This window comes from Rhodobacter capsulatus SB 1003 (assembly GCF_000021865.1).
In the GTDB taxonomy this organism is placed as follows: domain Bacteria; phylum Pseudomonadota; class Alphaproteobacteria; order Rhodobacterales; family Rhodobacteraceae; genus Rhodobacter; species Rhodobacter capsulatus_B.
The window spans coordinates 3514052-3540231 of the sequence record NC_014034.1 but is presented as its reverse complement, the minus strand read 5'-3'; the positions used below and the strand labels follow the sequence as shown (position 1 = coordinate 3540231).

25 protein-coding genes and 2 riboswitches are annotated in these 26180 nt (G+C 67.1%); of the genes, 14 read left to right on the top strand and 11 right to left on the bottom strand.

Annotation, left to right across the window (positions count from 1 at the left end; translation table 11 throughout):
* Positions 1-4: 4 nt before the first annotated feature.
* Together RCAP_RS16535 and RCAP_RS16530 are read right to left on the bottom strand one after the other, a co-directional pair.
* The gene (locus RCAP_RS16535) at positions 5-1516 is read right to left on the bottom strand and encodes an MmgE/PrpD family protein (protein ID WP_013069043.1); all 1512 of its coding nucleotides are present in this window, start codon (positions 1514-1516) and stop codon (positions 5-7) included.
* 21 nt (positions 1517-1537) lie between these two features.
* Positions 1538-1921, bottom strand: coding sequence for an acyl-CoA thioesterase (locus RCAP_RS16530; protein WP_013069042.1), 384 nt, complete (start codon positions 1919-1921; stop codon positions 1538-1540).
* A 117-nt stretch (positions 1922-2038) separates the two neighbouring features.
* Here RCAP_RS16530 and RCAP_RS16525 point away from each other — a divergent pair, with 117 nt between their 5' ends.
* On the top strand, positions 2039-3421 hold the full coding sequence (locus RCAP_RS16525) for a short-chain fatty acyl-CoA regulator family protein (RefSeq protein WP_013069041.1): 1383 nt from the start codon (positions 2039-2041) through the stop codon (positions 3419-3421).
* A 12-nt stretch (positions 3422-3433) separates the two neighbouring features.
* On the opposite strand, the gene RCAP_RS16520 is transcribed toward RCAP_RS16525, so the two are convergent.
* Genes RCAP_RS16520 through RCAP_RS16510 form a run of 3 tightly spaced genes read right to left on the bottom strand, consistent with a single transcriptional unit; the run spans position 3434 to position 6280 of the window.
* Entirely contained in the window at positions 3434-4051 is a 618-nt protein-coding gene (locus tag RCAP_RS16520; protein ID WP_013069040.1) for an anaerobic ribonucleoside-triphosphate reductase activating protein, read from the bottom strand.
* Positions 4044-4232, bottom strand: a complete 189-nt coding sequence (nrdD, locus tag RCAP_RS20090) for an anaerobic ribonucleoside-triphosphate reductase (protein ID WP_013069039.1) — start codon at positions 4230-4232, stop codon at positions 4044-4046. Before nrdD ends, RCAP_RS16520 begins: the two co-directional genes overlap by 8 nt.
* A gap of 17 nt (positions 4233-4249) precedes the next feature.
* Positions 4250-6280 carry a ribonucleoside triphosphate reductase gene (locus tag RCAP_RS16510; RefSeq protein ID WP_013069038.1) on the bottom strand — a complete coding sequence of 677 codons (2031 nt, stop codon included), beginning with the start codon at positions 6278-6280 and terminating at the stop codon, positions 4250-4252.
* A 93-nt stretch (positions 6281-6373) separates the two neighbouring features.
* A riboswitch (cobalamin riboswitch) is annotated at positions 6374-6559 on the bottom strand.
* A gap of 184 nt (positions 6560-6743) precedes the next feature.
* Positions 6744-6947, top strand: a riboswitch (cobalamin riboswitch).
* 303 nt (positions 6948-7250) lie between these two features.
* Here RCAP_RS16510 and RCAP_RS16505 point away from each other — a divergent pair.
* Positions 7251-7838 (top strand): hypothetical protein, encoded by a 588-nt coding sequence (locus RCAP_RS16505; protein WP_013069036.1) that lies wholly within the window; start codon positions 7251-7253, stop codon positions 7836-7838.
* Entirely contained in the window at positions 7829-8170 is a 342-nt protein-coding gene (locus tag RCAP_RS16500; protein WP_013069035.1) for a hypothetical protein, read from the top strand. The genes RCAP_RS16505 and RCAP_RS16500 overlap by 10 nt, the downstream gene beginning before the upstream one ends.
* Before the next feature lie 76 nt (positions 8171-8246).
* Here RCAP_RS16500 and RCAP_RS16495 read toward each other — a convergent pair whose 3' ends face one another.
* Both RCAP_RS16495 and aceB read right to left on the bottom strand, forming a co-directional pair.
* The gene (locus RCAP_RS16495) at positions 8247-9857 is read right to left on the bottom strand and encodes an isocitrate lyase (protein ID WP_013069034.1); all 1611 of its coding nucleotides are present in this window, start codon (positions 9855-9857) and stop codon (positions 8247-8249) included.
* 123 nt (positions 9858-9980) lie between these two features.
* Entirely contained in the window at positions 9981-11603 is a 1623-nt protein-coding gene (aceB, locus tag RCAP_RS16490) for a malate synthase A (RefSeq protein ID WP_013069033.1), read from the bottom strand.
* A gap of 155 nt (positions 11604-11758) precedes the next feature.
* Here aceB and RCAP_RS16485 point away from each other — a divergent pair, with 155 nt between their 5' ends.
* From RCAP_RS16485 to RCAP_RS16465, 5 genes are all read left to right on the top strand, one after another.
* Complete coding sequence (locus RCAP_RS16485) at positions 11759-13195, top strand: helix-turn-helix transcriptional regulator (RefSeq protein ID WP_013069032.1); 1437 nt, start codon at positions 11759-11761, stop codon at positions 13193-13195.
* An 87-nt stretch (positions 13196-13282) separates the two neighbouring features.
* A complete protein-coding gene (locus RCAP_RS16480) occupies positions 13283-14071 on the top strand; it encodes an exodeoxyribonuclease III (protein WP_013069031.1) in 789 nt (262 codons plus the stop codon).
* A 67-nt stretch (positions 14072-14138) separates the two neighbouring features.
* Positions 14139-15050, top strand: coding sequence for a tetratricopeptide repeat protein (locus tag RCAP_RS16475; RefSeq protein WP_013069030.1), 912 nt, complete (start codon positions 14139-14141; stop codon positions 15048-15050).
* Positions 15051-15076: 26 nt separating this feature from the next.
* Positions 15077-15715, top strand: a complete 639-nt coding sequence (locus RCAP_RS16470; RefSeq protein ID WP_031321630.1) for an LON peptidase substrate-binding domain-containing protein — start codon at positions 15077-15079, stop codon at positions 15713-15715.
* Positions 15712-15924, top strand: a complete 213-nt coding sequence (locus RCAP_RS16465) for a Trm112 family protein (RefSeq protein WP_013069028.1) — start codon at positions 15712-15714, stop codon at positions 15922-15924. Before RCAP_RS16470 ends, RCAP_RS16465 begins: the two co-directional genes overlap by 4 nt.
* On the opposite strand, the gene RCAP_RS16460 is transcribed toward RCAP_RS16465, so the two are convergent.
* Positions 15921-17147 (bottom strand): UbiH/UbiF/VisC/COQ6 family ubiquinone biosynthesis hydroxylase, encoded by a 1227-nt coding sequence (locus tag RCAP_RS16460; RefSeq protein WP_013069027.1) that lies wholly within the window; start codon positions 17145-17147, stop codon positions 15921-15923. The two genes, RCAP_RS16465 and RCAP_RS16460, sit on opposite strands and share 4 nt — an antisense overlap.
* A 78-nt stretch (positions 17148-17225) precedes the next feature.
* Between RCAP_RS16460 and RCAP_RS16455 the strand changes: the two genes are divergently transcribed.
* The 4 genes from RCAP_RS16455 (at position 17226) to RCAP_RS16440 (ending at position 23680) form a co-directional block, all read left to right on the top strand.
* A complete protein-coding gene (locus tag RCAP_RS16455; protein WP_013069026.1) occupies positions 17226-18542 on the top strand; it encodes an amidase in 1317 nt (438 codons plus the stop codon).
* Positions 18543-18659: 117 nt separating this feature from the next.
* Entirely contained in the window at positions 18660-19838 is a 1179-nt protein-coding gene (locus RCAP_RS16450; RefSeq protein ID WP_013069025.1) for an aminotransferase class I/II-fold pyridoxal phosphate-dependent enzyme, read from the top strand.
* 12 nt (positions 19839-19850) lie between these two features.
* Positions 19851-22985, top strand: a complete 3135-nt coding sequence (locus RCAP_RS16445; protein WP_013069024.1) for a DNA translocase FtsK 4TM domain-containing protein — start codon at positions 19851-19853, stop codon at positions 22983-22985.
* Positions 22986-23068: 83 nt separating this feature from the next.
* The gene (locus RCAP_RS16440; RefSeq protein ID WP_013069023.1) at positions 23069-23680 is read left to right on the top strand and encodes a LolA family protein; all 612 of its coding nucleotides are present in this window, start codon (positions 23069-23071) and stop codon (positions 23678-23680) included.
* Positions 23681-23687: 7 nt separating this feature from the next.
* Here the strand turns inward: RCAP_RS16440 and RCAP_RS16435 are convergent, their stop codons facing one another.
* Complete coding sequence (locus tag RCAP_RS16435; protein WP_013069022.1) at positions 23688-24263, bottom strand: transglycosylase SLT domain-containing protein; 576 nt, start codon at positions 24261-24263, stop codon at positions 23688-23690.
* A gap of 187 nt (positions 24264-24450) precedes the next feature.
* Between RCAP_RS16435 and hspQ the strand changes: the two genes are divergently transcribed.
* The gene (hspQ, locus tag RCAP_RS16430; protein WP_013069021.1) at positions 24451-24777 is read left to right on the top strand and encodes a heat shock protein HspQ; all 327 of its coding nucleotides are present in this window, start codon (positions 24451-24453) and stop codon (positions 24775-24777) included.
* On the opposite strand, the gene RCAP_RS16425 is transcribed toward hspQ, so the two are convergent.
* The gene (locus RCAP_RS16425) at positions 24770-25261 is read right to left on the bottom strand and encodes an ATP-binding protein (protein ID WP_013069020.1); all 492 of its coding nucleotides are present in this window, start codon (positions 25259-25261) and stop codon (positions 24770-24772) included. The two genes, hspQ and RCAP_RS16425, sit on opposite strands and share 8 nt — an antisense overlap.
* Positions 25251-25598 carry an STAS domain-containing protein gene (locus RCAP_RS16420; protein ID WP_013069019.1) on the bottom strand — a complete coding sequence of 116 codons (348 nt, stop codon included), beginning with the start codon at positions 25596-25598 and terminating at the stop codon, positions 25251-25253. The genes RCAP_RS16425 and RCAP_RS16420 overlap by 11 nt, the downstream gene beginning before the upstream one ends.
* A gap of 91 nt (positions 25599-25689) precedes the next feature.
* Between RCAP_RS16420 and RCAP_RS16415 the strand changes: the two genes are divergently transcribed.
* The gene (locus tag RCAP_RS16415; RefSeq protein WP_013069018.1) at positions 25690-26145 is read left to right on the top strand and encodes a GAF domain-containing protein; all 456 of its coding nucleotides are present in this window, start codon (positions 25690-25692) and stop codon (positions 26143-26145) included.
* The last annotated feature ends 35 nt before the right edge of the window (positions 26146-26180 follow it).

The window sequence follows — 26180 nt, the reverse complement described above, 5'->3', positions numbered from 1 at the left end:
CCCCTCATTCCCAATCGAAGATGCCGCGCGGACGCGGCGCGCCCAGGGCATCGGCCGCCACGGTGAAATTCAGAAGACCGAGCCCGTCGGCGGGCAGATCGGCCAGGTTTTCCGCCGCATCCAGAAAGCGGGTCTGTTCCGCGCCGCTCAGGATGCCGTCGGACAGGGTCAGGAACTTGCGCACGTAATTCTCGCGCCGGAACGGTCGGGCGCCGTCGGGGTGGGCATCGGCCAGCGCCAGTTCATCGACGATCTGCCGCCCGTCCTTCAGCGTCACCACCACGCGGCCGCCAAAGGCCTTTTGCTTCGGATCGCGGGCATGATAGCGGCGCGTCCAGTCCGGGTCCTCGACGGTCGAGATCTTGTGCCAGAGCGCGACCGTTTCGGGCCGATGCGCGCGTTCGGGGGCATAGCTGCGGACATGGTGCCAGCCGCCATCCTCCAGCGCGACGGCAAAGATATACATGATCGAATGGTCCAGCGTCTCGCGGCTGGCGTCGGGGTCCATCTTTTGCGGATCATTGGCGCCGGTGCCGATGACGTGATGGGTGTGATGCGAGGTGTGGATCACGATGCTGTCGACCTGCACCAGATCGCCGATCTGCGGCCCAAGGCGGCGGGCCAGGTCGATCAGCGCCTGGCTTTGATATTCCGCCGAATATTCCTTGGTATAGGTGTCAAGGATGGCGCGTTTCGGCTCGCCATGGCCGGGCAGGCGGACGGTGTAACGCGCATCTGGGCCCGAGAGCATCCAGGCGATGAAACCGTCTTCCCCCTCCCAGGCGGGGCTGGGGGCGCCTTCGCCGCGCAGGGCGCGGTCCACCGCCTCGATCGCCATCTTGCCCGCAAAGGCCGGGGCAAAGGCCTTCCAGCTGGAAATCTCGCCCTTGCGGCTTTGCCGTGTCGTGGTCGTCACATGCAGCGCCTGCTGCACCGCCTGATAGATCACCTCGGCAGGCAGGTTCAGCAGCGTGCCAATCCCCGCCGCCGCCGAGGGCCCGAGATGGGCGATATGGTCGATCTTGTGTTCATGCAGACAGATCCCGCGCACCAGTTCGACCTGAATTTCATAGCCGGTGGCGATCCCCCGGATCAGCTCGGCGCCCGACCGCCCGGTGTGCTGCGCCACCGCCAGGATCGGCGGGATGTTGTCGCCCGGATGGCTGTAATCGGCGGCCAGAAAGGTGTCGTGGAAGTCGAGTTCCCGCACCGCCGTGCCATTCGCCCAGGCCGCCCATTCCGGCGAGACCCGGGTGCCATGCGGCATCCCGAAGACGGTGGCGCCGCGCCGCATCGGGTGGCAAAGCGCCTGCGCCCGGGCCGAGGCGACGGGGCGGCGCCCGACCGAGGCGGCGGCGACGGCGGCATTGTCGATGACGCGGTTGATGATCATCTCGGTCACTTCGGGCAGCACCGGCACCGGGTCGGCGGCCACTTCGGCGATCTTCCAGGCCAGCTGTTCGGAACGCGGCAGGATCTCGGCCGAGCGGTAGCTGCGCAGGTCATGGGTCTTCATCGGGTCTTTCCTTGCTTGTCGTCAGATTGCGGAAGAAAGCGGGCGGGGACGGCCGTCGGCATCGACGGCGACCATCACGAATTGTCCGTCCAGCGCCGGGCGGGGGGCGCCGGGGCCGATCGGCTGGGCGATGCCCCGCACCGCCACGGTCAGCGAGCTGCGCCCCTCGCGCAGGATTTCGGCGCGCAGTTCCAGCATCTCGCCGACCCGGATCGGGGTGGCGAAATCCACCCGCTCGGATCGTGCCATCACCACCGGCCCCGCGGCGCGGCGGCAGGCGGCGACAAAGGCCGCCCGCGCCATCAGCGCCAGCGCATGGCCGCCAAACAGCGTGCCGTAATGGTTCGCTTGATCGGGAAAGATCATCTCGACCAGAACGGTCGGCGGGGCAGGGGGGAGGGGCATGGGAAACCTTTGCAAGATTGGCAAAGGCAGCTTTCCTTGCTTTCGGCATTCCCGTTAAAGTATTGATATAGCGTTATATTGTGAAGCTTGACGCGGCGAATTGCGAAGGTTGCGAAGATGGCAAAGGCATTCATGGGGGTGCGGCTGAAACGGCTGCGCGAGGATCGCGGCATCACGCAGGCAAGCCTTGCCCGCGCGCTGGAAATTTCGCCAAGCTATCTGAACCAGATCGAGAACAACCAGCGGCCCTTGACGGTGCCGGTGCTGCTCAAGCTCAACGCCGCCTTCGGGCTGGATGTGCAGCTGTTTTCGGATGCCGACGAGGCGCGGCTGATTGCCGAATTGCGCGGGGCGCTGGCCGATCAGGGGGCGGGGGCAAGTCTGGCCGAAGTGCGGGAGATCGCGGCGAACATGCCCGCCGTCGCGCGGGCGATCGTGGCGATGCAGGCGCGGCTGCGCGATCTGTCCGACCGCGCCGATGCCTTGGCGGGGCAGATCAGCACGCCCGCAAGCTCCAGCCCCGCCGCCTTCGAGGCGGTGCGGGACTGGTTTTACGAACGCCGCAACCATGTCCCCGATCTTGACACCGCGGCCGAGGCGGTGGGGGCGGATCTGCCCGCCGGGCGGATGGCGCAGCCCCTGGCCGAGCGTCTGGCCACGCGGCACGGCATCCGCATTCTGCATGCCGAGGGCGGTATCCTGCGCCGGTTCGAGCCGGGGGCGGGGCTCTTGCATCTGGGCGCGCATCTGACGCCCGGCCAGCAGGCCTTTCAGATCGCGACGCAGCTGGCGCTTCTGGAACAGGGCGGGCTGATGGCGCGGCTGTGCGCGGCGACGCAGCTGGACCCCGAGGCGCAGGCGCTGTTGCGGGTGGGGCTGGCGAATTATTATGCCGGTGCGCTGATCATGCCTTACCGCGCCTTTCTGGCCGCGGCCGAGGCGCTGTCTTACGACATCGAGCTGCTGGCGCACCGCTTCGGCGTCGGTTTCGAGACCGTCTGCCACCGGCTGTCGACCCTGCAACGGCCCGAGGCGCGCGGCGTGCCGTTCTTTTTCATCCGGGTGGACCGGGCGGGCAATATCTCGAAGCGGCAATCGGCCACCGATTTCCACTTTTCCCGCATCGGCGGGTCGTGTCCCTTGTGGAACATCTACGAGGCGTTTTCCCGCCCGGACGAGATCTTGCGGCAGGTGGCGCAGATGCCCGATGGCCGCAGCTATCTGTGGATCGCCCGACAGCTGCGGCAGGGCGGCGGCGGCTTCGGCGCGGCGGAAAAGCGCTTCGCCGTCGCGCTGGGCTGCGATCTGGCCCATGCCGACCGGCTGGTCTATGCGCGCGGGCTGAACCTGCGCGCGCCCGATCTGGCAACGAAGATCGGCCCGGGCTGCAAGCTCTGCGAGCGCGCCGATTGCCCGCAGCGCGCCTTTCCGACGCTGGGAAAGCCCTTGCGGCTGCGCCCCGAGGAAACCCGCTTCGCCCCCTATTCCGGCTCGGAGTGAGGGGCGAAGCGGTCAGGTCGCGCAAAGCTCGGTGTCGATGCAGCCCGCGGCGCGGAAGGGTTGCAGCTCTGCCATCGGCAGGCCCAGCTCGGCCAGATCGGCGCCGATCCGGTCCAGATCCGCGGCGCCCAGCAGGCGCGGATGCACCGTCGTGCGCAGCGCATGGGCGACGCCGCTTTCCTGCAGAAGCCGCAGGCTTTCCTGCGCCCGCAGCCCCGATCCGGGCACGCCGGTGATGCGCGGATAATCGGCAAAGGGCGCCTTCACGTCAAAGCCCACCCAATCCAGAAGCGGCAGCACACGGGCCAGCCGCTCGGGGTAAGGCCCGGCGCTGTGCAGCCCGGTGCGAAAGCCCATCGAACGGATCTCGGCCAGCGCGGCGGGCAGGGCGGCCTGCAGGGTCGGCTCGCCGCCCGAGATCACCACCCCGTCCAGAAGCCCGCGGCGGCTTTGCAAAAAGTCCCGCACCTCGGCCCAGGGCAGGGTTCCCGCCCGGGCCGGGATCAGGTCGGGGTTGTGGCAATAGCGGCAGGACCAGGGGCAGCCCTGGGTGAAAAGCACCGCCACCAGCTCCCCCGGCCAGTCGCAGGCCGAGTGCCGCACGAGGCCCGAGAGCGCCAGCTCAGCCAAGATGCGCCCGCGCTTCGGAGAAATAGACCCGCTCGGCCGCCTCGCCCTTCTTGCCGGTGTTGAAGGAGGCCATCGGCCGGTGATAGCCCATCACCCGCGTCCAGATCTCGCAGCGGGTGCGTTCGGCATCGTCAAGGGTCATCGCGCTTTCAAGGTCGGTCTGGGTCAGCGGCTTGTTCATCGGGTTCTCCTTTGGGGTCAGCAGGCGCAGGCGCGTTTCTTCGCGATCAGTTCGGCATCGCATTTCGGGCAGAATTCGTGTTCGCCCGCGATGTAGCCGTGTTTCGGGCAGATCGAGAAGGTGGGGGTGACGGTGATATAGGGCAGGCGGAAGTTCGTCAGCGCCCGGCGCACCAGTTTGCGGCAGGCCTCGGCCGAGGAGACCCGGCTGCCCATGTAAAGATGCAGCACGGTGCCGCCGGTGTATTTCGCCTGCAGCGCTTCCTGATGCGCCAGGGCTTCGAACGGGTCATCGGTGAAGCCCACCGGCAGCTGCGAGGAATTGGTGTAATAGGGCTGATCGGCCGTGCCCGCCTGCAGGATGCCGGGGAAGCGCTTGCGGTCTTCGCGGGCAAAGCGATAGGTCGTGCCCTCGGCCGGGGTGGCTTCAAGGTTGTAAAGATGGCCGGTCTCTTCCTGAAAGGCCACCATCTGCGCCCGCAGCCGATCAAGCACCCGCAGCGCCAGCGCCTTGCCCGCCTCGGTGGTGATATCCTCGGCATCGGCGGTGAAATTCCGCACCATCTCGTTCAGCCCGTTCACGCCGAGCGTCGAGAAGTGGTTGCGCAGCGTGCCAAGGTAGCGCTTGGTATAGGGGAAAAGCCCGGCATCGATATGGCGCTGGATCACCTTGCGCTTGATCTCAAGGCTGGTGCGCGCGAGCCGCGCCAGATGATCCAGCGCCACCATCAGCTCGCCCTCGTCGCCGCGGTGCAGATGACCGAGCCGCGCGCAATTGAGCGTGACGACGCCCAGCGATCCGGTCTGTTCCGCCGAGCCGAACAGCCCGTTGCCGCGCTTGAGCAGCTCGGTCAGGTCCAGCTGCAACCGGCAGCACATCGAGCGCACCATATGCGGCTGCAATTCCGAATTCACGAAATTCTGGAAATACGGAAGCCCGTACTTCGCCGTCATCTCGAACAGCGCATCGGCGTTGTCGCTCTCCCACGGAAAATCCGGGGTGATGTTGTAGGTGGGGATCGGAAAGGTGAAAACCCGCCCCTTGGCATCGCCCGCCGTCATCACCTCGATATAGGCGCGGTTGATCAGGTCCATCTCGGCCTGCAGATCGCCATAGGTGAAGCCCACCTCGCGGCCCTGCACCATGGGCACCTGATCGCGCAGATCCTCGGGGCAGGTCCAGTCAAAGGTCAGGTTGGTAAAGGGCGTCTGCGTGCCCCAGCGTGAGGGGACATTCAGGTTGTAGATGAATTCCTGCATCGCCTGACGGACCTGCGCATAGCTCAGCCCGTCCAGCCGCACATAGGGCGCCAGATAGGTGTCAAAGGAGGAAAACGCCTGCGCCCCCGCCCATTCGTTCTGCAACGTGCCCAGAAAGTTGACGATCTGCCCCAGCGCGCTTGACAGATGCGCGGGCGGGGCGGATTCGATCGCGCCGGGCACGCCGTTCAGCCCCTCGTGCAGCAGCGTGCGCAGCGACCAGCCCGCGCAATAGCCCGCGAACATGTCCAGATCGTGGATATGGATGTCGCCCTCGCGATGCGCTTCGCCGACCTCGGGCGGATAGACATGGCTCAGCCAGTAATTCGCCGTCACCTTGCCCGAGATGTTCAGGATCATCCCGCCCAGCGAATAGCCCTGATTGGCATTGGCATTCACCCGCCAGTCGGAGCGTTCCAGATATTCGCTGACCGAGCGTTCAACGTCGATCAGCACCCGGTTGTCCGCGCGCAGGCGGGCGTGCTGGTCGCGGTAGACCGCATAGGCGCGGGCGGTGGCAACATGGGCGGTATCGGCCAGGACCGCCTCGACCATGTTCTGGATCGTCTCGACATCGGGGGGGCTGGCCGGGGCCAGAAGCGCCAGCCGGTCAAGCACCGCTTGCGTCAGGTCCCGGGCCTCGGCCGCGCCGAATTCGCCGCTGGCATCGCCCGCCCGCGCCAGCGCCGCCACGATGCGGCGGGCGTCAAAGGGCACAAGCGCGCCATCGCGGGTGCGCAGGGTGGAAAAACCCGCGGGGGCAGTCAAAGCAGCATCGGCGATCGGCATCGCGGTCCTCGTCCTTGGGCCTTTGCAGGGACGGGAACGCCGTACGGCCCCGGCAACGGGTCCGACAGCGCCCCGCACGGCCCTCCGCCAGCGGTGGTCATCAAGGCTCGGGCAGGTCTCCTGCTTTGCGGGTCACAGCTTGGCTGGCCTTCCCGGGCCGGGGCCCAGTGGCGTGATCAGCCGCGCTCGCCGCTTACAGTTGCGGGGGCAGCGCCGGAATCGCACCGGCTTCCCTCTTGGCTTGCGGGGAACCGCAAGACCCAGAGCGTCACGATATAGCAATCAACCGGCGCTTGGTGTCAACATGTAGTTTTCCCTTTGCTGCCGCTGCGCCTGCCGCCGCCCGCCGCCCAAGGCCCGCCGCAGCCCGTGCAAACAGGCGCCAGGCCGGTGCCGCCTGCGACCGAGTGCCGCGCAGCGGCCCTTTGGGGGCGCAAACCCGCTTTACAGCGCCGCCGGTTGCTTTCATCCTTGTGGCGATGGTGGCGCGGTCTTCGGGGCTGCGCCTGAAAAGGGAATGCGGTGCGCCCGTCCGGGCAAGGCCGCGGCTGCCCCCGCAACTGTGAGCGACGAGCAACGCCGGAAATGCCACTGGGCCCGCGCCCGGGAAGGTCCGGGGGCGCGATGACCCGCAAGCCAGGAGACCTGCCATCGCAGACGTTTCGGGCGGGGTGAACCGGGGGGACGTGAAGCCTGAGGCCCGCGCCTTGGTTCGTGTCGCCGTTTCCCCGCCCCTGTTCAGGGAGGCGCGCATGGCGGTGAAAATGGACGCGATGGAAACTTCTTTGCCCGGCAGGCAACGGCTGTTGCGCCTGGTTCTGATCGGCGCGGCCCGCGCGGCGGACCCGCCGCAGACCGGCGCCCCGATCCGGCACGATCTGGCGGCCCTGCCGGGCGCGCAGATCTGTGCGGGGCGACGGTTGCGGTCGAGGACGGTTGGCTGCACTGGATCGAAGGGCGGGCCGCAGCTTTGCGCCGCGATGGCGCAGATCGCCCCGACCCCCGGCTGGCCGAGGCGCGGCTGCTTTCGGTCGGCTGGACCGACAGGCGCCGCTTTCCCCGCTGGCCTTTGCGGCAGGCGGTCCTGCATCAGCACCCCGCCCGCCTGCGCGACGGGACGGCGTGGCGGCCGGAGGAGGATCTGCTGGCGCTGGCGCAGCGCGTCTTCGACGATCTGGCGCAAGATCATGCGTTGGGCTCTTTCGCGCAATCCGACCTGTTGCGGCGGGTGCCCGATTTCGTCGAAAGGCTGCTGGACAGCGCGGCGGAGCCAGCCCTGCCGGTGCTGGCGCGCGACGATCTGCAGGCGCGGGCCGGGTTCGTCGCGGAAAGCCTGCAGCGGCTTGGCCAGATGCAGGAGGCCGCGGCGATCGGCTTTGCCGAGGTGGCTCTGGCGCAGACCCGTCTGAACAGCCTGCTGCAGCGAGCGGGGCGGCCGTCGCAGCCGCTGCCGCCGCGCGGGCGGGTCTGCATCGTGATGCCGCCGGGGGAAACCGAGATGATCGGCACGATCCTGAAGGCGGATCTGTTGCGCCTTGCGGGGCTGTCGTGCGGGTGATCCTCGAGCTTGAGCTTGGCGACATCCTGGACAGCCTGCGCGGCGAAGCCGGGGCGGTGGTGATCGTGACCGGCTCGAGGATGCGCGCCGAAGCCCCCGGCGGGCGGTCGGCGCGGCTGCTGGAAGACCTGCGTCAGGCCCTGCCGGACCGGCTGATCCTGCAGGGCGGTCTGGGCTCGGGGCCGCTTGCGGATTGTGCGGAACGGCTTGCGCTGCTGCGCCATCGCGCCGGGCTGGCGCCGGTGCAAGGGATCGACTGGGCGGCGATGGGCAGCCTTGCCACGCTGATCGGCGCCGGGCCGCAGGGGGTCATGCCCGGCGTCTTCGCCTGAGCGCCGGGCCCCGCGCGCAAGAACCGTGCCGCCCCGGGGTCGTGGGGCGGCACGGCGCTTTCGGCCCTCCCTTGCTTCACTCTGCCGCGAACTGGTTCATCGTATTGGCATGCCCGCCCGCCTTCAGCGCGCGTTCGCCCGCGACCATCTCCTTGAACGTGTCGCCCAGATCCGAGCCGACCTCGTGCTGGTGCTTCACCGCCGAGACGCCGCCGCGGATTTCCGCGCGCTGCACCGTGGCGACATAGGCCAGCATCTTGTCTTCGCCGAAATAGCCGCGCGAGAGTTCATCCATCGATTTCGCGGTCAGATGGAAGGTGGGCAGGGTGATCAGGTTGTGGAACACCCCCGCCCGCGTCGCGATCTCGGTCTGGAAGGCCTTGAGCCACGCATCGGCTTCGCGGCCGAAGGGCGTGTCGTCATAGTCGGGCTTCATCAGCTCGGGCCCGTTCGGATAAGCGTCTTCGGTGATCGTGCCCTCGGCCAGCCACTGCGCGCGCACCTGCTTGCGCAGGTTCAGCGTCCAGTTGAAGCTGGGCGAGTTGTTGTAGGTCAGCTTCGCATCGGGCACGACCTTGCGGATCTCGGCCACCATCCCGGCGATTTCATCGACATTCGGCGTGTCGGTCTCGATCCACAAAAGATCGGCGCCCCCCAGCGTCAGCGAGGCGATGCAATCTTCCACCACCCGGGCGCGGCCGGTGCCGGGGCGGAACGGGAAAAGCCCGTTCGCCAGCCGCTGCGGCTTGACGAAGGCGCCGTTCTGATAAAGCGCCAGTTCGCCCTCGCGGATCGGGTTTTCGGCGCTGATCGGCGCGGTCGCCAGCCATTTGATGTAGTCCGAGGCCAGATCGCCCGGGCGTTGCGACACCGGCACCTTCTGCGTCAGACCGGCGCCCAGACTGTCGGTGCGGGCGACGATCACCCCGTCTTCCACCCCCAGCTCCTCGAAGGCCAGCCGACAGGCGCGCAGCTTTTCGATGAAATCCTCGCGCGGGACCGTCACCTTGCCGTCCTGATGGCCGCATTGCTTGGCATCCGAGACCTGATTTTCGATCTGCAAACAGCAGGCCCCGGCTTTGATCAGCTCTTTCGCCAGAAGATAGGTCGCATGTTCGTTGCCAAAGCCTGCGTCGATATCGGCGATGATCGGCACGACATGGGTTTCGAACCCGTCGATCGCCGCAATCGCTGCCTGCCGCTCGGTCTCGGTCTGCGCGGCTTTCAGCGCCTTGAAGAGATCGTTCATCGCGACCTCATCTGCCTGCCGCAAGGAGGTGTAGATCTCGGCGATCAGATCGGCGACGGCGGTCTTTTCATGCATCGACTGATCGGGCAGATGGCCCCAGCGGTTGCGCAGACCGGCGACCATCCAGCCCGACAGATAGACATAGGTGCCGCGCGCTGTGCCCCGCATCCGCTTGACCGCCTTGATCATCTGCTGCGCGTGAAAGCCCGACCAGCAGCCAAGACTTTGCGTGAATTTCGTCGGATCGGCGTCATAGGCCGCCATGTCGGCGCGCATCACCCCGGCCATCGCCCGCGCGATATCAAGATGCGTGTCCCAGGTGTTTTGCAGCCGCAGCTGCACGATGTCATCGACCGCCACGCCACCCGGCGTGACCCCGCAGGGGTAGCGGGACAGGATAGCGGAGCGGATTTCCGAAAAAGTCTGTCTTTTCGTCATGGTGTTTCCTTTCGACGGGCTCTGCCCGGGGTTTGGGGGAAGCGGGAAAAGGTTGCGCCGAGGGTCTCAGGCAAGCTTCGGGGATCGGGCCGCCAAAGGGCGAAAACAGCGGGATCGGGTCCATCAGTCGAGCGCGTTCAAAACCGCATAGGCGGCGGTGGTAAGGAAATCGGGCAGGGTTTCGGCGGTCACGGCTTCCAGCAGCAGCCGTGCGGCGGTGGCGTAATGGCCGCGGTGAAAGGCGTTCGCCCCGATCCGGTCCAGCACCGTGGCGATTTCCTGCTGCATCAGCTCGCCCAGCCAGTCGGAACTCACCCCCCGGCTGCCGCCCGCCGCAAGCGCCACCGACACGCCGTGATGGCGCCATTGCCACAGCTGCGCGCGGCAGATCTCGGCCGTCGCCGCATCCTCCATCAGGTTGCGGATCGGCACCGCGCCGCGCCCCGAGAGCCAGGCCGCCAGATAGTCGAGCGCCACCGAGATATTGGTGCGCAGACCCGCCTCGGTCACCCGGCCCTCATGCGGGCGCAACAGCATCGCCGGTTCGATCCGCCAGGCCTGCCGCGGAATGCGGATCTGGTTCGGCCCCGGCATCTCGGCGTCAAAGACCGCCATCGCCACCGGCACCAGATCGGGATGGGCGACCCAGGTGCCGTCATGGCCCATCCCCACCTCGCGCAGCTTGTCGGCGCGGATCTGGGCGAAGGCGCGTTCGTTCGCCACGGCGTCGTCGCGCACCGGGATCGCCGCCGCCATGCCCCCCATGGCGTGGATGCCGCGCCGGTGGCAGACCTTGACCAGCCGTGCCGCATAGCTGGCCAGAAAGGCGCGGTCCATCGTCACCTCGGCGCGGTCGGGCAGGGTGAACGCCTTGTGGTTGCGCAAGGTCTTGATGTAGCTGAAAATATAATCCCAACGCCCGCAGTTCAGCCCGGCGATATGGTCGCGCAGCTCCCAGATGATCTCGTCCATCTCGAAGGCGGCGGGCAGGGTTTCGATCAGCACCGTCGCCTTGATCGTGCCCCGCGCCAGCCCGACGCGGTCCTGGGCAAAGACGAAGACCTCGTTCCACAGCCGCGCCTCGTGGTGGCTTTCAAGCTTCGGCAGGTAATAGAACGGGCCGCGGCCGCTGGCCGCCAGCGCCCGGCCGCAATGCCACAGCGTCAGGCCGAAATCGAAAAGCGCCGCCGAGATCGGCTGCCCGGCCAGCAGCACATTCGCCTCGGCCATGTGCAGCCCGCGCGGCCGCACGATCAGCACCGCCGGATCGGCGCCGACGCGATAGCTTTTGCCGGTTTTCGGATCGTCGAATTCCAGCGTGCCGTCGCGGTAATCGAGCATGTTGCGATGGCCGGCAAGGATATTGGCGAAGCTTGGCGCCGTCGCATCCTCGAAATCGGCCATGAACACCCGCGCGCCCGAGTTCAGCGCGTTGATCATCATCTTGCGCTCGACCGGGCCGGTGATTTCCACCCGACGATCGCGCAGGGCCTCGGGCACCGGCGCGGCCTCCCAGATGCCCTGCCGGATCTCTTTCGTCTCGGGCAGGTAATCGGGCAGGGCGCCCGCGTCGATCCGCGCCTGACGGCGCGCGCGCGCCAGCATCAGCGCGTGAATCCGGGTGCCGAAACGGGTCTGCAGCTCGGCCAGAAAGGCCAGTGCCTCGGGGGTCAGCACAAGATCCTGACCGGGAAGGCGGCGCAGGACCAGCGGCGGGGCGGTGGGGGATGGGCAATCCAGCGACATGGGGTTCCTTTCGGGGCGGGGCTTCGGGCCGCCGGGTGACTCGGGTGAAGTCAAGCTAGTAATGTTACGCTGCATGTGCATTATGTGTTTGAAAGCATTGGGTTGTTCTGTCACTTTCGTCATGTGACAGGCGGGAAATCTGTAAGGATTGTCACATGGCGCCACGGGCGGAAAAGCTGGTCATCGGGCAAAGGCTGAAGGTGCTGCGGCAGTCTTTGGGGCTGACGCAGGCGCAGATGGCGGCGGAACTGGGGGTCTCGGCCAGTTACATCACCCTGATCGAGGCCGATCAGCGCCCCGCCTCGGTCAAGCTGCTGATGCGGCTGGCCGAGGTCTATGATCTGAACATCTCGGAGCTGTCGCCCGCCGCGGATGCGCAGCTGGCCTCCGATTTCGCCGCCGCGCTGAAGACGCCCGCCGCCGGGGCCGATGCCGTGCCCCGCGCCGAGATCGAGGCGGTGTTGCAGGCCTCGCCCCGGATCGCGGCGGCTTTCGTGCGGCTGCAGGCGGCGCATCGGGCCGCCGTACTGGCGCCGATGGCCGAGGAGAACCCGCTGACCGACCGCGACAAGGTCGAAGCCCTGGGGGAAACCTCGCGCCCGGTCGAGGCGGTGCGGGCCTGGTTTTACGCCCGGCGCAACCATGTCGATGCGCTCGACCGCGCCGCCGAGGATCTGGCGGACGAATTGGCCCTGCACCGGCACGAGCCGCATCTGGCGCTGACCGGGCGGCTGGCGGCGCATGGGGTGACGGTGCGGATCGGGCAGGCCGAGGCGATGCGCGGCCAGCTGCGCCGCTATGATCCCGAGCGGCGGGAATTGCTGCTTTCGGAACTTCTGGGCCAGGCCAGCCGCCGCTTTCAGATCGGGGTGCTGCTGGCCAGTCTGGAGCAGGAGCCGATCCTGACGCGGCTGATCGCTGCGGCGGGGCTGGAGGATCCGGCGGCGGCGGCGCTGATGCGGGTGAGCCTGGCGAATTACTTCGCCGCCGCGCTGATGATGCCCTACGGCCGGTTTCTGGCCAGCTGCGAGTCGCACCGCTACGATGTCGAGCTTCTGTCGCATCGCTTCGGCACCAGTTTCGAGCAGACCGCGCATCGGATGTCGACGCTGCAACGCGACGGCGCGCGCGGGATTCCGTTCTTTTTCGTGCGGGTGGACCGGGCGGGGAATCTCTCGAAGCGCTTCAGCGCCGGGCGGTTTCCGTTCTCGCGCTTTGGCGGCACCTGTCCGCTTTGGAACATCCATGCCGCTTTCGAGACCCCGGAGGAAGTGCGCACGCAGGTCATCCGCATGCCCGAAGGCGCAAGTTATTTTTCGGTGGCGCGCACGGTGACGCGGGCGGGCGGCACGCAGGGCGCCCCGGCGCAGCGGTTGGCGATCGGGCTGGGCTGCGATGTCGCCTATGCGCCGCGGCTGATCTATGCCGAGGGGATCGACCTGTCCCGCACCCGGCCGGTGGAGATCGGGCTGAACTGCTATCTGTGCGAACGCGCCGATTGCACCGCCCGCGCCCATGCCCCGGTGAACCGGCCCTTGCAGGTGAACGAACGCGAACGGTCCCTGGCGCTGTTTCGCTTCGAGGCGGGCTGAGGCGGGGTCCGCAGGAACCGGCCCGCCCGAAGGCTTGCCCTTTTTGCGGCGCCGGGCGATGCTCGCGCAGCCCAAAGGAGCCTGCCCATGAGTTTCACCCTTGCCACCTGGAACATCAACTCGGTCCGCCTGCGCGAAGCGCTGGTGTGCAAGCTGATGACCGAGGAGGCGCCCGATGTCCTGTGCCTGCAGGAATGCAAGAGCCCGGTCGACAAGATCCCCTTCGCCGCCTTTGCCGAGCTGGGCTACCGCTATCACGTCGCGCGCGGGCAAAAGGGCTACAACGGTGTCGCGATCCTGTCGAAACTGCCGATGGTCGAGGCGGGGGCGGGCGATTACGCCAATCTTGGCCATGCCCGCCACATCGCCGGGCGGCTGGAAAACGGCGTCACCATCCACAATTTCTACGTGCCCGCAGGCGGTGACATCCCGGACCGGGCGGAAAACGAGAAATTCGGCCAGAAGCTCGATTTCCTCAGCCATATGCGTGACGATTTCCACGCCCAGCGGCCGGACCGGGCGATTCTGGTCGGCGATCTGAACATTGCGCCGCGCGAGGACGACGTCTGGAACCACAAGGCGCTGCTCAAGATCGTCTCGCATACGCCGATCGAGGTCGAGCATCTCGCCGCCGCCCAAGATGCGGGCGGCTGGGTCGATGTCACCCGTGCCGATATCCCCGAGGGGCAGCTTTATTCCTGGTGGTCCTATCGCTCGCCCGATTGGGACGGCGCCGACAAGGGCCGCAGGCTGGATCACATCTGGGCGACGCCCGACATTGCAGGCGCGGCGCATGGCAGCCGCATCCTGCGCGCCGCGCGGGGATGGGAGCAGCCCTCGGACCATGCCCCGGTCTTTGCGACATTCGATCTTTGAACGGCGCCCCTTGGCGCGGCCCGGGCGGCGGCGCATATAGGGGCAAAGAACTAGAATGAGGACCTCCATGTTCGGAACCGACACGAAACCCGCGCAAACGTTCGTCAAGGATGTCACCGAAACCACCTTCATGGCCGAGGTGGTCGATGCCTCGATGGCCGTGCCGGTCATCGTCGATTTCTGGGCGCCCTGGTGCGGCCCCTGCAAGACCCTCGGCCCGCAGCTGGAAGCCGCCGTCAACGCGCTCAAGGGGCGCGTGGTGATGGCCAAGATCAACGTCGATGAAAACCAGCGTCTGGCGCAGGTGCTGGCGCAGCAGGGCCTGCCCCTGCAATCGATCCCGACCGTCGTCGCCTTTTATCAGGGCCGCCCGGTCGACATGTTCCAGGGCGCCGTTCCCGCCTCGCAGGTCAAGGCCTTTGTCGAGAAGCTGGCGGGGCTTGCGGGCGATGGCGGTCTGGGCGAGGCCCTGGCCGCGGCGGAAGAAATGCTCGCCGAAGGCGCGGCGGTTGATGCCGCCGAGACCTTCGCCGCGATCCTGGGCGAAGAGCCCGAGAATGCCGAAGCCTATGGCGGCCTCGTGCGGTCGCATCTGGCGGCGGGCAATCTCGATCAGGCGGAACTGATCCTGGCGGGGGCGCCGGCCAAGATCGCGACGGCGGCCCCGGTCGAAGCCGCCCGCGCGCAGCTGGCCTTGGCGAAGCAGGCGGCAAAGGCCGGGCCGCTCGATGAACTCAAGGCGAAGCTTGCCGCCGATCCGAACGACCATCAGGCCCGCTTCGATCACGCCACCGCGCTGCATGCGGCGGGGCAGGTCGAAGAGGCGGTCGAAGAGCTGCTGGAGCTTTTCCGCCGCGACCGCGAGTGGAACGAGGGCGCGGCGAAGACCCAGCTTTTCACCATCTTCGACAGCCTCAAGCCCGCCGATCCGATCGTGGTCAAAGGGCGGCGGCGTTTGTCGTCGATGATATTTGCCTGACGGCGGGGGCGGGCTATCTGATGCGGATGATCAAACCCAGTGACCTGCCTGCCCAGATCCCGCTCTTCCCGCTTCCGGGGGCGCTTTTGCTGCCCCGGGGGCGGCTGCCGCTGCATATCTTCGAACCGCGCTATCTGCAGATGATCGAAGATTGCATGGCCACCCCGCACCGGCTGATCGGCATGATCCAGCCCTGCAAGGGCCGCGACGGTGCGCAAAAGCTCTCGGCCATCGGCTGTGCCGGGCGGCTGACCGGCTTTTCCGAAACCGAGGACGGCCGTTACATGATCACGCTGTCGGGCGTGTCCCGGTTCCGGCTGCAGCGCGAGATTGCGGGCAGCTGCCCCTATATCCGCGCCGAGATCGGCTGGACCGATTTTCCCCGCGACATCGGCGCCCCCGAACATGACCCCGGCTTCGACCGCGACGGGCTTCTGGACCTGCTGGGCCGCTATCTGCACACGCAGGGGCTGGATACCGATTGGGAGGCACTGAAAGACGCCGAGGACGAATTCCTGATCAACGCGCTCTCGATGCTTCTGCCCTTCGAGCCCGAGGACAAGCAGGCGCTGCTGGAGGCGCCCAGCCTGCCGACCCGGCGCGAAACCCTGGTGACGCTGATGGAATTCGTGCTGCACGGCGGCATCGAGGAACGTCCGCAATGACCGAGGGCCTGCCGCAACTGGTCCCCGAGGCCGAGCGCGGCGGGTTCGACCGCCGCATGCTCGAGGCCCTTGTCTGTCCGCTGACGCAGGCGCCGCTGCATTATGATGCCGAGCGGCAGGAGCTGGTGTCAAAGGCCGCGGCGCTGGCCTTTCCGATCCGCCGCGGCATTCCGATCATGCTGGTCGACGAGGCCCGGCCGCTCGATTAGATCTGCCGCCCCTGCAGCAATTTCGGCTGCGGCCCGGCAAGCCCCGCCGCCTGCCGCATGAAGCCGCGGCGCAGCGGGCCGATCGCCTGAACGAGGCCCATGCCCAGATCGCGCCCCGCCCGCAGGATCGGATTGTCGTTGGAAAAGAGCTTGTTGACCGTGTCCATGCCCAGCGCGAGCGTGGTCGCATCGAAGCGGCGCCACAGCTGATAGCGTTCCAGCGTGTGGATCGAGCCGATATCCTCGCCGCGCCGCATCGCGCCGATCAGCACCTCGGCCAGGGCCGCCACATCGCGCAGGCCCAGGTTCAGCCCCTGACCGGCAATCGGATGCACGCCATGCGCCGCATCGCCCACCAGCGCCACCCGGTCCGCCGCATAGGCCCTGGCCAGCGTCAGGTTCAGCGGATAGCTGAAGCGCGGCCCGACCAGGCTGATCCTGCCCAGAAAATCGCCAAAGCGCGGCCGCACCAGTTCCATGAAATCATCGTCCGACAGGGTCGCGATCACGGCGGCATTGGCGTCCGTCTCGCTCCAGACGATCGAGGAGCGGTTGCCGGTCAAGGGCAGGATGGCGAGCGGCCCGTTCGGCATGAACAGCTGATAGGCGATGCCCTCATGCGGTTTTTCATGCGCCAGCGCGGCGACAAGGGCGGTTTGACCGTAGCCCCAGCCCTCGCGCCCGATCCCGGCGCGTTCGGCCACGCCCGAGCGGCGCCCGTCCGCGCCGATCAGCACCCGGCCCGACAGGCTCTCGCCGTTTGAAAGCGTCACCCGGATCGATCCGGGCAGGACCTCCTGCGCCACGACCGAGGTTTCGGAAATCAGCGTGATCAAGGGGTTCGCCTGCATCGCCGCCAGAAAGGCGCGATAGAGGAAACGGTCCTCCAGCATGTAGCCGACCGGCTTCTGATCCAGCTCGCGGCTGTCGAAATGCAGAAAGAACGGCGCCGCGCCTTCGCCCGGGCGGCCGTCGAAGGCCTTGACGTCGTTGATCGGCTGCGCCTGCGCCGCCACCGCGGGCCAGAGCCCGAGCGCGGCCAGCAATTTCTGCGACGCCAGCGCCAGCGCATAGGCGCGGCCGTCAAAGGCATCGTCCGCCCGGCGCTGCGCGGGGGCGGCGTCGATCACGGTGACGGAAAGGCCCGCGCCCGCAAGGGCAAGGGCAAGCGCGGGGCCATTCAGACCACCGCCGGCGATGAGAACGTCGTGAACCTGTGTCATGCGCCCAATATGGCGCGGGCGGCGGGATTGTCCATTGCCTGTGCGCCCGTTAGCCTGTGCAAAACGAAGGGGGTTGCGATGCTGGAACGGTTCTGGTCGGCCGCCACGCAGGGGCAGGCGATGGCGGAAGGCAGGCTTGATCCTGTCGAGATGGTCGAGGCCTATCTGGACGCGGCGGCGGGGCGCGGCGACGTCTATGCCCGGCTGACCCCCGAACGCGCCCGGTCCGAGGCGATGGCGGCGCGGACCCGGCTGCGGGGCGGTCTGGCGCGCGGGCCCTTGGAGGGCGTCGCGCTGAGTTGGAAGGATCTGTTCGACACGGCGGGGATTGCGACCGAGGCGGGATCGCAGCTGCTGGCGGGCCGGGTGCCCGACACCGATGCCGAAGTGCTGCAGGCGGCAACGCTGATGGGCAGCGTCTGTCTGGGCAAGACCCACATGACGGAACTGGCCTTTTCCGGGCTTGGGATCAATCCGATGACCGCGACGCCGCCGAATGCGGTGACCGCCGGTCTGGCGCCGGGGGGATCGAGTTCCGGCGCGGCGGTCTCGGTCAAGCTGGGTCTGGCGGCGGCGGCGGTGGGCTCGGACACCGGCGGCTCGGTGCGGATCCCGGCGGCCTGGAATGATCTGGTGGGGCTGAAGACGACGCAGGGGCGCGTTTCGACCGCGGGCGTCGTGCCCCTGTGCAAGCGCTTTGACACGGTCGGGCCGCTTGCCCGCACGGTCGAGGATTGCGCGCTGGTTCTGGCGGCGCTGGAAGGCCGTACCGCCCCCGATCTGCGCGGGTCGACGCTGTCGGGCACGCGGCTTCTGGTGCTGGACGGGCTGCCCTTTGCCTCGGCGCGCGAAGCCCCGGTGCGCGGGTTCGAAGCCGCCGTGACCCGGCTGGAAAAGGCCGGTGCAAGGATCGAACGCCGCGTGCTGCCGATGCTGGAACCGGCGATGGATCTTTCCGGCATTCTTTTCGCCCCCGAGGCTTACGGGCTTTGGGCCGAGGTGATCGAGGCCGCGCCCGAAAAGATGTATCCGGTGATCTTGCAGCGCTTTCGCGGCGGGGCGGCGATCAATGCGGCGGATTACGTCAAGGCCTGGGATCTGCTGGCGCGGCTGCGCGGCGATTGGCAGGCGGCGGTGGCGGGCTATGATGCCGTGCTTGTCCCCACCGCGCCGATCCTGCCGCCCGATGCGGCGCGTCTGCTGACCGATCCGGCCTATTTCGCCGCCGAAAACCTGCTGGCCCTGCGCAACACCCGCATTGCCAACATCTTCGGCCTGTGCGCCCTGACACTGCCCACGGGCGAGCCGATGTGCGGGATTTCCCTGATGGGCAAGCCGATGCAGGAAGCCGCCCTGTGCCGTCTGGCCCTTGCGGCCGAGGCGGCGCTTGGCTGAAAAGTCACAATCCCGCTCGCCCATTGGCGCAGCAGATGCGCTTTTTCTGGACGTGACCCACAAGCTTGGGTAGTTTTGCCGCAAACGGGGCGAAACGACCCCGGAGATGAGGCATAGATGGAGTTTCCCGAGCGGTTTGCGAACCTGCCCGAATATGCGTTTCCGCGGCTGCGGACGCTGCTCGACCACCTGAAACCGGGGGGCGAGCCTGTTGCCATGACGATCGGCGAGCCGCGCCACCCGATGCCCGATTTCGTCGGGCCGGTGCTGGCGGCCAGCCTGTCGGAATTCGGCCAGTATCCCGCCAATGACGGCACGCCTGCGCTTTTGGCGGCGATTTCCGGCTGGCTGGGGCGGCGTTACGGCGTCGATGTGGCGCAAAACCGGCTGATGGTGCTGAACGGCACGCGCGAGGGGCTGTTCAACGCCGCGATTGCGCTTTGCCCGGAAACCAAGCGCGGCAAGCGCCCGGTCGTTCTGGTGCCGAACCCGTTCTATCAGGTCTATGCCGTCGCCGCCGCGACCGTGGGCGCCGAGGTGGTCTTCGTTCCGGCGAGCGAGGAGACCGGCTTCCTGCCCGATTACGAAAGCCTGCCCGCCGAGATCCTCGACCGCACCACGATCGCTTATCTCTGCTCGCCCGCCAATCCGCAGGGCTCGGTGGCCGGTCGCGACTATCTGGCCCGGCTGCTCGCCTTGGCGGAAAAGCATGATTTCCGGCTGTTTTCCGACGAATGCTATTCCGAGCTTTGGCGCAATGCCCCGCCGCCCGGGGCAATCGAAGTGGCGGCCGAGACCGGCACCGATCCCGAGCGGGTGGTGATCTTTCATTCGCTCTCGAAACGCTCGAACCTGCCGGGGCTGCGGTCGGGCTTTTGTGCCGCCGGTCCGCAGGCGATGCAGCGCATAAGGCAGCTGCGCGCCTATGCGGGCGCGCCCCTGCCGCAGCCGATTCAGCGCGTTTCGGAACGTGCCTGGGCGGATGAGGCGCATGTGATCCAAAACCGCGCGCTTTATGCGGAGAAATATGCCGATGCCGCGGAAATCTTCAGCGGTGTCAACAGCTTCCGTCTGCCTGAGGGCGGCTTCTTCCTGTGGCTGCCGGTCGAGAACGGCGAGGAAGCGGCGGTGAAGCTGTGGACCGAAACCGGGGTCCGTGTCCTGCCGGGGGCCTATCTGGCCCGCGACGTGAACGGCGAAAACCCCGGCAAGGGCTATATCCGGGTGGCCTTGGTCGCCCCAAAAGACGAAACGCGGCGCGGGCTGATCAGGCTGCGCGACTGCTTGTTCACGTAAGGAGGGTTCAGCATGGCATCCTTTCAGGCGCGGCAACGCGAACCGCTGCTCGATCAGGACACGCAGGCCGTTCTGGAACGCCGCGGGCGGGAATTGCTGGGCGTGGTCTTCCTTGCGCTTGCGGTGATGGCGACGCTGATGCTGGCCTCCTATTCGCCGGAAGATCCGAGCTGGATGGCGGTTTCGGATGCGCCGGTGCAGAACTGGCTGGGCCGGATCGGCGCGGGCATCGCCTCGCCCTTGATCGTGATCGTCGGCCGCGGCGCCTGGCTTTTGCCGGTGTCGCTGGCGATCTGGGGCGGGCGGCACATCCTGCACCGCGGCGAAGAGCGGGTGACCGGCCGGATGGTCTTTCTGCCGATCGCCATTGCGGTGGCGGCGGTCTATGCCGCGCTTCTGGTGCCCGGGGCCGAATGGGGCCGCGCCTATGGTCTGGGCGGGAATTTCGGCGACATGATCGCCGGATCGCTTTTGGGGCTGTCGCCGGTCGAGGGCTCGATCGGGCTGAAACTGATGACCGTGGTGATGGCGGTGCTGACGCTGCTGATCACGCTGTTCGTCACCGGCTTCGACCGTCTGGAACTGGGCGCGCTGACCCGGTTTCTGATGCTGGGCACGGTGGCAAGCTATGCCGCGGCGATGACCGCGCTGGGCAAGGGCGCCTCTGCCTCGGTGCGGATGGCGCGCGAGGCGGCCGAGCTGGCGCGCGAACGTCGGGCCCAGGCCGCGGCGCTGGCGCAGCAGCAGGCCGCCTGGCAGGTGCAGCAGGACTGGCAGGCCGGTCAGCAGCCGCAGCGGGCCGATATCGTGCGGGCGGCCGTCGCCTCGCGGGTGCGCCGCCCGGTGGAGCCGGAACCGGCCTATGCCCCCTATGACATCTATGACGCGCCCGAGGCCGAATTGGTCGAGCCGGTGCAGGCCTGGGCGATGCCCGAGGCCGACGCCCCCTCGGAAGACCGGATCAAGGCGCGCATTCAGCATGCGGTGAAGACCCGGGCCCCCGCGCCGATGCCCGCGCCCGTGGCGGCGCCGGTTCCGGTCGCTGCGCCCATGGCCGCGCCGCAAATGCGTGCCGAACCCGAGCTTTATGCCCCGCGTCTGCCCGCCCAACCCGCGCCGCAGCCCGAGGCCCCGGCCTCGGTTCTGGCGGCGGTCTCGGCCCGGCTGGCCCGCGGCCCGAAGACCCCGCCCGCGCCGATCAAGCGCGTCGAGCCGCCGCTGCAGGCCCGCCCGCGCTACATGCCCGGCACCGCCCCCGCCGCCCCCGCCGTGACGCCTGTTGCGGCGCCGATGATGGCGGCGCCCGCCGTGATGCCCGCCATGACTGCCGCGCCGATGCCCGAGCCGCAGGAACAGGACTGGTCGCAGCCGATCGCCTCTGCGCGTCAGATCGAGGATGTCCCGGCCGGGGACGGCTGGGAAGAGGAAGCCTTTGAGCGCAACGTCTTTTCCGATCTGGGCGAGGATCTGCCGCAGCCCGCGCCGATGCCGAAGATCTCGGCGCTGCGCGCGACCGTGGCCCCGCCCGCGCCCGAGCGCCGCGTGATGGCGCCGGTGCGCAAGCCGGTGGCGCCCTCGAAACAGGCGATCGCCGAGGAACAGCCGACGCTGCGCTTTGATGCGGCCGAAAAGCCCGCCTATGAAGTGCCGCCGCTCAGCCTTTTGACCAATCCGGGCACGATCAAGCGGCACCAGCTGTCCGACGAGGCGCTGGAAGAAAACGCCCGCATGCTGGAAAGCGTGCTCGACGATTACGGCGTGAAGGGCGAGATCGTCTCGGTCCGGCCCGGTCCGGTCGTCACCATGTATGAGCTGGAACCGGCGCCAGGGCTGAAAGCCAGCCGGGTGATCGGTCTGGCCGATGACATCGCGCGGTCGATGTCGGCGCTGTCGGCGCGGGTTTCGACCGTGCCCGGGCGTTCGGTGATCGGGATCGAACTGCCCAATGCGCATCGCGAAAAGGTGGTGCTGCGGGAAATCCTGTCGGCGCGCGATTTCGGCGACAGCAACATGCGGCTGCCGCTGGCCTTGGGCAAGGACATCGCCGGTGAGGCCGTGGTGGCGAACCTGGCGAAGATGCCCCACCTGCTGATCGCGGGGACGACGGGTTCGGGGAAATCGGTGGCGATCAACACGATGATCCTGTCGCTGCTTTACAAGCTTTCGCCCGAGGAATGCCGGTTGATCATGATCGATCCGAAGATGCTGGAACTCTCGGTCTATGACGGCATTCCGCATCTGCTTTCCCCGGTCGTCACCGATCCGAAAAAGGCCGTCGTGGCGCTGAAATGGGTCGTCGGCGAGATGGAGGAGCGCTATCGCCGCATGTCGAAGATGGGCGTGCGCAACATCGAGGGCTACAACGGCCGCGTCCGCGAGGCGATGGAGCGCGGCGAGATGTTCAAGCGCACCGTGCAGACCGGCTTTGACGAGGACACCGGCGAGCCCGTCTTTGAAACCGAGGAATTCCAGCCCCGGCCCTTCCCCTATATCGTCGTCATCGTCGACGAGATGGCCGACCTGATGATGGTGGCGGGCAAGGAGATCGAGGCCTGCATTCAACGGCTTGCGCAGATGGCGCGGGCCTCGGGCATTCACCTGATCATGGCGACGCAGCGGCCCTCGGTCGATGTCATCACCGGCACGATCAAGGCGAACTTCCCGACCCGGATTTCCTTCCAGGTCACGTCCAAGATCGACAGCCGCACGATTCTGGGCGAGCAGGGGGCCGAGCAGCTTCTGGGCATGGGCGACATGCTTTACATGGGCAATGGTGCGCGCATCACCCGGATCCACGGGCCCTTTGTCTCCGACGAGGAAGTCGAGGAAATCGTCAGCCATCTGAAGAGCTTCGGGCCGCCCGAATACATGTCGGGCGTGGTCGAGGGGCCGGACGAGGAAGCGGCCTCGGATATCGATGCGGTTCTGGGTCTGGGCAGCAGCGGCAACGATGCGGAAGATGCGCTTTACGATACCGCGGTGGCGATCGTGATCAAGGATCGCAAATGCTCCACCTCCTATATCCAGCGCAAGCTGGGCATCGGCTACAACAAGGCGGCGCGGCTGGTGGAACAGATGGAAGAGCAGGGCGTGGTGACGCCCGCCAACCATGTGGGCAAGCGCGAAATCCTGGTGCCCGAACAGTAAGGGCGCAGGAAAGTGATGGCAGCCCCGCGCGATGTGACCCGCGCGGGGCTTTTTCTTTGTCCGATCTGCGGTAAGTTTGTCCCATGATCCAGATGCGCTTTGCCCCCGTTGCCGCCCTTCTGCCCGTCCTGATGCTGGCCCTTGCCGCCCCGGCCTGGGCCGAGAAAATCCCTTTGGCCCAGCTTTCGGCCTATCTGAACGGGCTGACGACGGCCGAGGCGGCCTTCACCCAGGTGAATGCCGACGGCTCGAAATCGACGGGCAAGCTTTACCTCAAGCGGCCCGGGCGGATGCGGTTCGAATATAGCGATGACGACACGCTGGTGCTGGCGTCGGGCGGGCAGGTGGCGATCTTCGATCCGAAATCGAACCAGATCGCCGAGCAATATCCGCTCAAGCGCACGCCGCTGAACCTGATCCTGGCGGACAGGATCGATCTGGCCCAGGCGCGGATGGTGGTCGGCCACGAGGCGGAGGGGGCGAATACCGCGGTGGTGGCGCAGGACCCGCAAAACCCGGACTACGGCACGATCCGGCTGGTGTTTTCGGCCAATCCGGTCACGCTGCGGCGCTGGGTGATCACCGATGATACCGGGGCGAAGACGGTGGTGATCCTGGATCAGCTGAAGCCCGGGGTCGATCCGGGCCCGCTGATGTTCTCGATCGTCGCCGAGACCGAAGCGCGCAAGAACTGATCCGGGCTCAGCCGCCGCAGGAATTCAGCTGGCTGCGATACATCTCGGCGCGGGCGGCCACCTTGTCGGCGACGGCCAGAAGCCAGCCCTTGTCATTGTAGCTGCCCTTGGCATAGCCGCTGCGGCCCTCGTGATAGGCGAGATATTGTTCGCGGGCGTTCCATTTCGAAATCCCGAGCCGGTCGGCGGATCCGTCCATGTACCAGCCCATGAAATCGGTCGCATCGGTGATCCGCGTCCGTTTCGCGCCCCAGGAATTGGTGTCGCGCTTGTAGTCTTCCCAGGTCGAATCAAGCGCCTGGCTGAAGCCATAGGCCGAGCTTTGCCGCCCGATCGGGATCACCCCCAGCGCGTAGCGATGCGGGGTCCTGGCATTGGGGATGAACTTGGATTCCTGATGGATCGTCGCCATCTGCACATGCACCGGCACGCCCCAGCGCTTTTCGGCACGACGCATCGCCTTGAAATAAGCGGGCTTTTCGCGCGCCAGCAGGCAGGCGTTGTCAAGATTGCGCGGCGCTTTTCCACCGCCGCCACAAGAGGCGACGGCCACGAGAACGGCCAACATCAGGAATTTTTTCATGTCTGCTCTGCCCGCTCGGCTTGTTTTGCGACAGTTTAAGGAATTTCGCCCCGCAACGAAAGCGAAACCGTGTCGCGAAGACGTGAGCACTGTTGGGCCCGAGTCCACAGATTGTTTCCGGCCCCCGGGCGGGGGGGTGATGGACAGGAAACGCCGGAAGGTTTAAAAATGATGACCGGGGGTTACCATGCAGACGACGCTTGCCAAATATCACATCGGTCAGATCGTCCGACACCGCAAGCACCCGTTCCGCGGGGTTGTCTTCGACGTGGATGCGATGTTTTCCAACACCGACGCCTGGTACGAGGCGATCCCGGAAGAGAGCCGCCCCGCCAAGGATCAGCCCTTCTATCACCTGCTCGCCGAAAACGATCAGACCTATTACGTCGCCTATGTGTCGGAGCAGAACCTTCTGCCCGACAATTCCGGCGAGCCGATCGACCACCCGGATCTGAGCGATCTGTTCGGCGATTTCGAAGACGGGCGTTACCCGTTGCAGTTCCAGCTCAACTGACGGCGCCGGGTTTCAGCGGCAGCCGGAACGCCAGCAGGTTGCGGCCGTTTTCGCGGTGATAGCCCAGGTCCTCGACCAGATCGCGGATCAGGAACCAGCCGAAGCCGCCCTCGGGCAGGGTATCGGGCGCGGGCCGCTGCGAATCGTCGATGCCGAGGTCGAGGCAGGAACGCGGCAGCTCCACCCCGTCATCGCTGATCGAACAGCTCAGCCCGCGGTGATCGCGCACCAGCGACAGCGTGATCGTGCCATGCCCGGTGTCGCCATAGCCATGTTCGACGATGTTGTTCAGCACTTCGGCCAGAACCAGCTCCAGCGTGCCCGCCTCGTCTTGCGACAATTGCCGCAGGAACCGGGCCAGCGCGGTGCGCAGCGCGAAGCGGACCGAAAGCGGATCGGCCGCAAAGGAATGGTGAAAGATCTTCGGCTCCGGCCTTGGAGAGTCGCTCGGGCTGCGGCCCGGTTGCGGACGATCAGCCAACATGGCGCAGCCCCGCCCGCAGTGCCGCCTCGACATTCTCGTGCATGACGAAAACGGAATCCATCCGCGTCAGCCGGAACACCCGTTCGACATTCGCCGTCAGCCCCGCCAGCTCCAGCCGCCGGTCCGGGGTCAGCGATTTCATCACCGCCACCACCGCGCCCAAGCCGGAACTGTCCAGAAATTCCACCTGCGACATGTCCAGCACCACCCGGCCGCCGGGTTGGCTGGTCACTTCGCGCATCCGCTCCTTGAACCGGATCGCGATGGCGGCATCGAGACGTTCCTCGTTCACTGAAACGACCAGCGCGCCCCCGCGTGATTCCGCATAAAGATTCATCTTGCCTCTCCGGCCCCGAAAGATTTGGTTCAGACTAAGGCCGAAAACTTACCAATCCGTATCCGACGGAAAGAATGATGAAGGAAGACCGATGCGCTTTGACCCCGCGGTGCTGGCCCGCACCCTCGCCGCCCTGACCGAGGGCGAAACCGACGAGGTGGCGCTGATGGCCACGCTCGCCTGCGAGATCCACCATGCCGACGACCGCTTCGACTGGACCGGCTTTTACCGCGTCACCGAACCCGGCGTGCTGAAGATCGGCCCCTATCAGGGGGGACACGGATGTCTTGTGATTCCGTTCACGCGCGGCGTCTGCGGCGCGGCGGCACGCGAGGGCCGGACCCAGCTTGTCCCCGATGTCGAGGCCTTTCCGGGCCATATCGCCTGCTCCTCCTCGACCCGCTCGGAACTGGTGATCCCGGTTTTCGGCGCGGGCGGGCGGCTCATCGGCGTGCTCGATATCGACAGCGATCAGCCCGACGCCTTCACCGAGGCCGACGCAAGGGCGCTGGAAGCGATCCTGGCCGATGTCTTCGGCGCCCTCTGAGGCTTGACGCCGCGCGCGGCCCGCGCCATGCCGGG